Annotated in this window: 1 protein-coding gene and 1 pseudogene; both read right to left on the minus strand. The window is 72.8% G+C overall.

Annotated features, from left to right (window positions below; genetic code table 11):
* Window positions 1-425: 425 nt before the first annotated feature.
* A complete protein-coding gene (locus tag MJ783_RS01750) occupies window positions 426-1,739 on the minus strand; it encodes a coenzyme F420-0:L-glutamate ligase (protein WP_239308131.1) in 1,314 nt (437 codons plus the stop codon).
* Window positions 1,732-1,917: pseudogene (locus tag MJ783_RS01755) on the minus strand (hypothetical protein); the annotation flags it as partial. The pseudogene MJ783_RS01755 and the gene MJ783_RS01750, both read right to left, overlap by 8 nt.

Here is a 1,917-nt window from a genome sequence, read left to right on the forward strand (position 1 = left end):
TGACGCCGCGTTCGACGGCGTCCCCAAAATCCGGCGGAACACCGCGTCATGAGGTGTGGACGGATTCGACATGACCGCACCGTACCGACACCCACCGACGCACCAGCCTGCCGCCACGCAACATGGCAGTGGCCGCTTTTGTCGTCTCCGCGTGTATTGCCGATGGGTGGCCCTGATGATGGTGACCGCCACGTCACTTCCTGCCGCCGGCCGCACCCCAGCCGGAGCGTCCATCACGGCGGCGCCATCCGCGGCCATCAGGCACCGCCCCCGGTCAGCGCCCGCGCCGCTACCGGCCGGGATCCGTCACCGGGCGTGATAAGGGCAGGTACGAGGGCCGACACAACCAGGCTCGCTTTGGCCTGGTTCTGCGTGGATGCTGTCCGAGCCTCCCCGAGGGACGCCTCTACCGCGGACGGCCGGCTCTACCGGGCGACGACGAAGGCCGCGACATCCCGCGCGGGGCGGTCGGCAGGCGCCTGCGCCGGATGCCCGATGCCCACGGCTCCCATGGGCTGCCACTCGTCTGGCAGCCGCAGGACGGCGCGGACCACCTCCGGGCAGAACAAGGTGCTCGACACCCAGCATGATCCCAGGCCGTCCGCGGCCAGGCAGATCAGCATGTTCTGCACGCCGGCCCCCATCGCGACCAGGAACATCCGCTCCTCGGCGGCGGCCCGCCGGCCATCCGGGTAGGCGTGGGCGCCGTCGGCGGCCAGGCAGGGGACGACGAGCACGGGTGCCCGGCGCAGCACGTTCCCACGGGCGAGCCGGCGCGCGACCGCCGCCTCGCCGAAGCCGTCGGCGACCAGGTCCGCTGCCCACGCCGTGGCCATCGCGTCGAGCAGCTGGTCGCGGGCTTCGGTCACGACCACGAACCGCCACGGTGTGGTGTGGTGCGGCGCGGGTGCCGTCAGCGCCGCCGCGAAGGCACGCTCGATGGCGGCCGGATCCACCGGCCGGTCGCTGAACTCCCGGATGGTCCGCCGGGCGGTGACCGCCGCCCGTTGGGCTTCAGCGGTGCCGAGCCGGAACATGTCCTCGGCCGCGGGGCGTACCAGCGCCCGGGCCCCTCGGCCGTCGTCGGCGAGCGGGCGCAGCCCGCGCACCAGCGCCACCGGCACGCCGGTCAGTTTCCCCTTGACCAGGTCGGCGGCGGCGGCCAGCTCGTCCGCTTCGGCGATCTCGGTCATGCCCAGTTCGTTGCCGTACGGGTCGACATCGCCGATATGGCTGCGCAGCGCGGCCATGCCCGCGACGCCGATCGCGTGGTCGGTCAGGCCGGCCCGCCACGGCCGGCCGGCGGTGTCGCTGATGATGACAGCGACCCGTACGCCCAGGCGGTCGCGCAGCCCGGCCGCCAGCGCCCGAGCGCTTGCGTCCGCGTCGACCGGCAGCAGGGCTATCTCGTTTTTGATCACATTGGACGCGTCCACCCCGGCGCTGGCGATGACGAATCCCTGCCGGGTCTCCACGATTCGGGTCGGCCCGCGCCGGGCCACCTCGCGGACGGTCTCGGCCTCGACGGCGGCCAGCCGGGCCGTCTCCCGGTCGCCGTCGACGCGCAGCAGCCGTCCTTCCGCCTTGGAGACGATTTTTGAGGTGACGACGAGGACATCGCCGTCGCGCGGCTGGAGGCCACCGGTGGCCAGCGCGGTCACGATGAGCGCGGCGAGGTCGTCACCGGTGCGCACCTCGCCGATGCCCGATATGGCGATGATCTCCAGGGTGTCAGACACCGGCGAGTTCCAGGGCCGCGCGCACGATCTCGGCGGTCGCCGCGACGTCGGTCATCAGCAGCGGCCGGGCCCGCACGGTGACTCCGGGCACCTCGGTACCGGTGTCGGCGGTGTCAACCAGCCAGCCATCGAGAATTCCGTCCCGGGTAACCGGGTCGCGGACGGTCGTGCTGTCAGC

The organism is Protofrankia sp. Cj3, from assembly GCF_917627355.1.
Lineage (GTDB): Bacteria > Actinomycetota > Actinomycetes > Frankiales > Frankiaceae > Protofrankia.